Below are 6,004 nucleotides of genomic sequence, written 5' to 3'. Positions count from 1 at the left end.
CAGATGTGGAAGCCCGGTAACGGGTGGAGCTGACTGGTACTAATAGGCCGAGGGCTTGTCCTCAGTTGCTCGCGTCCACTGTGTTAGTTCTGAAGTAACGAACCGTGTCATTGCCCGGTTGGTCAACTTCATAGTGTTTCGGTGGTCATAGCGTTAGGGAAACGCCCGGTTACATTTCGAACCCGGAAGCTAAGCCTTTCAGCGCCGATGGTACTGCAGGGGGGACCCTGTGGGAGAGTAGGACGCCGCCGAACAATCATTGTGGGAAAGCCCCGCACCTTATGGTGCGGGGCTTTTCTGCGTTTACGGCCAGGTAGGGGAGAAGAGGACGGGTATCGGGGCAGCCCGTGTGGGCTGCCCCCGATCGGGACGGTCAGAGACGGCCGGCGGCCTTGAGGGCCAGGTAGGCGTCCGCCAGGGCCGGGGGGAGGGCGTCCGGGGTGGCGTCGACGACGTGGACGCCGTGACGGGTGAGCTGTTCGGCGGTGCGGCGGCGCTGGGACCGGTCCTGGGTGGCGGCCGCGGCCTCGTAGACGGCGTCCACGGAACCCCGGTTGCCGGCCATGTCCGTGATGTGCGGGTCGGCCACGGAGGCCAGGACGACCGTGTGGCGCTGGGTGAGGCGCGGCAGGAGCGGGAGGAGGCCCTCCTCGATCGCGGCCGCGTCCAGGCTCGTCAGGAGGACCACCAGGGAGCGGCGCGGTGCGGTGCGCAGGATGGTGGAGACGAGGGTGCGGGCGTCGGTCTCGACGAGTTCCGGTTCGAGGCCGGCCATGGCATTGACGAACGCCGGCAGGGTGTCGGCCGTGGAGCGGGCCTGGACCTGGGCGCGGGGGCGGCGGTCGTGGGCCAGGAGGTCCACGCGGTCGCCGGCGCGCAGGGCCAGGGCGGTGAGGAGCAGGGCGGCGTCCATCGCGGAGTCCAGGCGGGGGGCGTCACCGACGCGGCCCGCCGAGGTGCGGCCGGTGTCGAGGCAGATCAGGATGTGCCGGTCGCGTTCGGGTCGCCAGGTGCGGACGGCGACCTCCTGGCGGCGGGCGGTGGCCCGCCAGTCGATGGAGCGGGTGTCGTCGCCCGGGACGTAGTCGCGCAGGCTGTCGAACTCGGTGCCCTCACCGCGCGTCAGGACGCTGGTGCGGCCGTCGAGTTCGCGCAGGCGGGCCAGGCGCGAGGGGAGGTGCTTGCGGCTGGTGAACGGGGGCAGGACGCGCACGGTCCACGGGACGCGGTGGGACCCCTGGCGGGCCAGGAGGCCGAGGGGACCGTACGAGCGGATCGTGACGCGGTCGGCGGTGCGGTCGCCGCGGCGGGTGGGGCGCAGGCGGGTGGTGAGGCGGCGGCGTTCGCCGGCGGGGACGCGCAGCGTGTGCCGGGAGGCGGACGGCTCCGTGTCGGGTTGCCAGGCGCTGGGGGGCCAGGCGTCGCGGAGGGCGGCGCGCAGGGGGCGCGTACCGGGGTTGGTGACCGTGAGGTGGACGTCCGCGGCTTCGCCGAGGCGGACCGAGGTGTCGCCCGTGCGGGTCAGGCGCAGGGTGCTGACGGGCGCCGCGAGGGCGTAGTCGAGCGCGCAGGCCAGGGCCAGGGGGGTGTTGACGGCGAGGAGGCCCGTCAGGCTCGGTTCGAGGATGCCGACGGGCAGGCTGCCGAGGGCCGCCAGGAGGGCGGCGCGTCCGGTGAGGGCCATCAGCGGGGGACGGGGACGTGGGCGAGGATCGCGGTGATCACCGCGTCGGGGGTGACGCCTTCCATCTCCGCCTCGGGGCGCAGCTGCACGCGGTGGCGCAGGGTGGGCAGGGCGAGGGCCTTCACGTCGTCGGGGGTGACGTAGTCGCGGCCCGTGAGCCAGGCCCAGGCGCGGGCGGTGGCCAGCAGGGCGGTCGCGCCGCGGGGGGAGACGCCGAGGGTGAGGGAGGGGGACTCGCGGGTGGCGCGGCAGATGTCGACGACGTACGCGGTGATCTCGGCCGAGACGGTGGTCTCGGCGACGGCCTTGCGGGCGGCTTCGAGCTGCTCGGGGCCGGCGACGGGGCGCAGTCCGGCGGCGTGCAGGTCGCGCGGGTCGAAGCCGGCGGCGTGGCGGGTCAGGACCCCGATCTCGTCCTCGCGGGAGGGCAGCGGGACCGTCAGCTTGAGGAGGAAGCGGTCCAGTTGGGCCTCGGGCAGGGGGTAGGTGCCCTCGTACTCGACCGGGTTCATGGTGGCGGCGACGAGGAAGGGTTCGGGCAGGCGTCGGGGGGTGCCGTCGACGGTGACCTGGCGTTCCTCCATCGCTTCGAGGAGGGAGGACTGGGTCTTGGGGGGCGTGCGGTTGATCTCGTCGGCGAGGAGGAGGTTGGTGAAGACCGGGCCGTCCTGGAAGGAGAACTCGGCGGTGCGGGCGTCGTAGACGAGGGAGCCGGTCACGTCGCTCGGCATCAGGTCCGGGGTGAACTGGACGCGCTTGGTGTCGAGGGACAGCGAGGCGGCCAGGGCGCGGACGAGGAGGGTCTTGGCGACGCCGGGGACGCCTTCGAGCAGGACGTGGCCGCGGCACAGGAGTGCGACGACGAGACCGGTGACGGCGGAGTCCTGGCCGACCACGGCCTTGGCGATCTCGGTGCGGAGCGCCTCCAGGGAGGAACGGGCGCTGCTGTCCGTGGTGGCCGTCATGAGGTGCGGACCTCTCTTTCGAGGGCGTCGAGGTGGTCGGCGAGCGCGACGAGTGCCGCGTCGTCGGCGGGGGTGGTGCCGAAGAGGAGGGTGGCCGGGTCGGGGCCGTCGGCCGGGACGGGGCCGGTGCGGCGTGCGGTGACGGCCGGGATCAGGGAGGCGGGTTCGTGGGCCTGTGGGGCCGGTACGCCGACCAGTTGGGCGAGGCGTTCGCGGGTGGCGGCACGCAGCACGGTCGCGGCGCGGTCGCGGGCCGCGGCCTTGCGGTAGAGGCGGGCGCGGCCTTCGGTGGCCTCGGAGGCGCGGATCGCGACGGGCAGGTTCTCGGTGACGAGGGGGCCGAGGCGGCGGGCGCGCCACAGGGCGGCGAGGGCGGCGGCGACGAAGAGTTGGAGCAGGGCCCAGGTCCAGCCGGAGGGGATGAGGGCGAGCAGGCTCTTCGGTTCGGCGTCGGTGTCGCCGGACATGTCGGCGAGGGTGGGCAGGTACCAGACGATCTCGGGTCGTGAGCCGAGGAGTTGCAGGGCGAGGGAGGCGTTGCCCCCTTCGGCGAGGGTCTCGTTGAGGAGGATCGTCGGGGAGCCGAGGAGGACGGTGTCGCCGCCCTTGGTGGTGCCGGGCAGGACGAGGAGGGTGGGGTGGCCGCGGTCGGGGTAGCAGGCGGTGGCCCCGGTCAGGTCGGTGGAGTAGCGGTGGCCGTCGCCGGTGCCGGCGCGGCCCGCGGTGCGCGCGGCGGGCAGGGCGCAGTCGGGGTCGAGGTCGCCGCGGTGGGCGGAGGGGAGGGTGCGGGCGGCGGGGGCCAGGTCGGCGAGGGCGGAGGGGCCCGGGGCGATGAGGACGGTGCGGCCGCCGGAGAGGTCGATGGCGGAGCGGACGGCCCGTCGTTGGCGTTCGCCGAGCAGTTCGGGGTCGGTGACCAGGAGGGTCCGGCCGGGGCCCGCGGCGGCGACGGCCTCGTCGGCGTTGGTGACCACGCGGGTGGTGACGCCGCGTTCCTCCAGCAGTCGGGCGACGGCCCGGCTGCCGGTCGGGTCGGCGGAGCGGGGGTCGAGGCGGCCGTGGTGGTCGCCCGCCTGGAGGCCGGCGAGGAGGACGGCGGCGGCGATCAGGATGCCGAGGGCGATCAGGAAGCCGCGGGCGCGGGCCCAGCGCCGGCCGGGGGTGAGCGCGGTGGAGGTGGGGGCGGGGCCCTTGGCGGCGGCCGGGAGCGGGTGCCCGGTGGGGTGGGGGGCGGTCATGCCGTGGGTCCCGTCAGGAGCGGCTTGGCGCGCTCCAGGGTGAGGTCCAGGGTGCGCAGGCGGGCGTAGGTGTCCGGGTCGGCGGTGCGGCCGCCGTAGGTGACGTCGTCGAAGGCGCGGGCGGCGGCGCGCAGCTCGGCGGCGTGGTCGGGCAGGGAGGCGGAGGCCTCCGCGGCGGCCTCGTCGGCGGTGCGGCCGGGGCGCGGGTCGAGGAGGGTGCGTTCCTCCAGGGCGCGGACGAGGGCCCGCATGCGTTCGCGGACGGCTTCGTTCCAGTGGCCGGCCGCGGCGTGGGCCTCGGCGGCGGCGCGGTGGTCGGCGGCGCTGCGCGAGCGGTCGTCGAAGGGGGTGCCGGCGGTGGAGGGGAGGCGGCCGGGGGTGCCCAGGCGCCACCACAGGGCGGCCACGACCAGGGCGACGCACACGGCGATGGCGAGCAGCCCGAGGGCGCCGCCGGGCGTGGCGCCGGCGGCGCTGTCGAGGAACGAGCCGACCCACTCCCAGAAGCGGTCCATGGCCTTCTCCAGGAGGCCGGGCTCGTTCTGGTGGTAGGCGGGCTTGGACAGCTCGCGTTCGGCGGCCTCGCGGGCCGCCTCGCGCGGTGTCGTCAGTGGTGGTGCCCCGTCGCCCGACGGCAGTGCCGCGGCGGCGGTGACGATGAGTCCCCCCGTGCTCATCAGCGTGTCAGCCCCCGGTGACGGTCCCGTCGGGGCCGCTGCGGTCGGCGGCGCGGGCGAGTTCCAGGTCGAGGGCCTCGCGGCGGATGCGCTGGTCGACGTAGAGGAGGGTGGTGACGCCGGTCTGCATCGGCATGGTGACGGTGGCGCCGACGATGCCGCCGATGGCGGTGATGATCAGGAAGGTCCAGTCGCGGGCGGCGGAGCCGTCGAGGAGCGAGCCGAAGCCGCCGGGGGAGACGAGGGCGGCGACGGCGGCGAAGGGCAGGACGATGACGGCGGCGGTGATGCCGCGGATCAGCCAGGTCAGGAGGCTGATGCCGAAGACGCGCCACCAGGCGCCCTTGACCAGCTTCGCGGAGCGCTTCATGGCGGCGACGGCCGAGCCGCGTTCGAGCACCAGGGCGGGCGGGGCCAGCGCGAAGGTCACGTAGAACCAGGCCAGCAGGACCAGGCCGACGGGCGGGCCCAGCACCGTCAGGGCGATGTTGCCGGTCAGGATGCCGGGCAGGACGGGCAGCAGGCCGGCGGCGAGGGCGCCCAGGAAGAGCAGGGCGGTCAGGGCGAGCACGCGCGGGGCCAGGGGGCGGACGGTGGCCAGGGTGGCCGAGAGGGTGGAGCGGCGGCCCAGGATCGCGTTGCTGACGACGGGCGCCAGCAGGGCGGTGACCAGGAGCATCCCGAGGAGCTCCGTGTAGTACTGGAAGCCGTACAGGACGAGGCTGTCGCCCATGCTCTCGGCGAGCTGCTCCGGGGTCGCGTTCTGGGGGTCGCCGAGGACGGCGGTGTCCAGGGTGAGGCGCTGGACGAGGAGGATGGCGAGCTGGGCGAGGGCCGCGACGACCAGGGTGATCGACAGGACGGTGCGCCAGTGGCCGCGCAGGGTGGCGACGGCGCCGTCCAGGATCTCGCCGAGGCCCAGGGGGCGCAGCGGGATGACGCCCGGCTTGGCGGCGGGCGGCGGGCCGCCCCAGCCGCCGGGGTGGCCGTAGGGGCCGCCGTAGGGGGTCTGGGGCTGCTGTCCGGGCCCGTACGGGCCCCAGCCGACGGGCTGCTGCCCCGCGGGCGGGGTGGGGCCGGGAGCGGGGCCCGGGGTGGGGCTGGACCACTGGCCGGGCGGCGGCTGGGTCGCCGACCACTTGTCGTCCCCGGCGGGCTGCGCGGGGGGCCGGCCGCTGTCGGAGCCCTGGCCGTCGGACGGGGATCCGGGCGTGGCCCAGCCCGGCGAGTCGTTCATCGTCGCTCCTTCACGTGCGCCCGCCGTGGCGGGCGCGCTGGTCGGCTGCCATCGTGCCACGGGGTGCCGGAGAACGGACCGGCGCTCCCCTGGATCTTCGAGCCGTCCGTCCCTTCAATTGTCGCGCGGATCCGGGGCAGACTGGTCGCCCTGATCACCACGCAGGTCCGAAGGGCGATTTCCAGCCTTTTTGGCTGTGGGAC

5 protein-coding genes and 1 rRNA gene are annotated in these 6,004 nt (G+C 75.0%); 1 reads left to right on the top strand and 5 read right to left on the bottom strand.

Translation table 11 applies throughout. The features are described from left to right. Positions 1-137 precede the first annotated feature (137 nt). Positions 138-254: ribosomal RNA gene (gene rrf / locus ACZ6ZI_RS04680) — 5S ribosomal RNA — on the top strand. Positions 255-373: 119 nt separating this feature from the next. Here rrf and ACZ6ZI_RS04675 read toward each other — a convergent pair. The 5 genes from ACZ6ZI_RS04675 to ACZ6ZI_RS04655 are packed head-to-tail and all read right to left on the bottom strand — an operon-like array spanning position 374 to position 5,801. Further along, positions 374-1,684, bottom strand: coding sequence for a DUF58 domain-containing protein (locus tag ACZ6ZI_RS04675; protein ID WP_469515715.1), 1,311 nt, complete (start codon positions 1,682-1,684; stop codon positions 374-376). Then, on the bottom strand, positions 1,684-2,649 hold the full coding sequence (locus ACZ6ZI_RS04670) for an AAA family ATPase (protein ID WP_469515712.1): 966 nt from the start codon (positions 2,647-2,649) through the stop codon (positions 1,684-1,686). The genes ACZ6ZI_RS04675 and ACZ6ZI_RS04670 overlap by 1 nt, the downstream gene beginning before the upstream one ends. After that, positions 2,646-3,887: a DUF4350 domain-containing protein gene (locus tag ACZ6ZI_RS04665; RefSeq protein ID WP_469515709.1), complete on the bottom strand. Its 1,242-nt coding sequence runs from the start codon at positions 3,885-3,887 to the stop codon at positions 2,646-2,648. The genes ACZ6ZI_RS04670 and ACZ6ZI_RS04665 overlap by 4 nt, the downstream gene beginning before the upstream one ends. Continuing rightward, positions 3,884-4,564 (bottom strand): DUF4129 domain-containing protein, encoded by a 681-nt coding sequence (locus ACZ6ZI_RS04660; RefSeq protein WP_469515706.1) that lies wholly within the window; start codon positions 4,562-4,564, stop codon positions 3,884-3,886. Before ACZ6ZI_RS04660 ends, ACZ6ZI_RS04665 begins: the two co-directional genes overlap by 4 nt. A 7-nt stretch (positions 4,565-4,571) precedes the next feature. Further along, positions 4,572-5,801 carry a hypothetical protein gene (locus tag ACZ6ZI_RS04655; protein ID WP_469515703.1) on the bottom strand — a complete coding sequence of 410 codons (1,230 nt, stop codon included), beginning with the start codon at positions 5,799-5,801 and terminating at the stop codon, positions 4,572-4,574. Between the last annotated feature and the right edge of the window lie 203 nt (positions 5,802-6,004).

It is taken from the genome of Streptomyces sp. NPDC103540 (genome assembly GCF_055584445.1).
The sequence above is the reverse complement of the archived record's forward strand: the minus strand, read 5'-3'. Positions and strand labels throughout refer to the sequence as shown.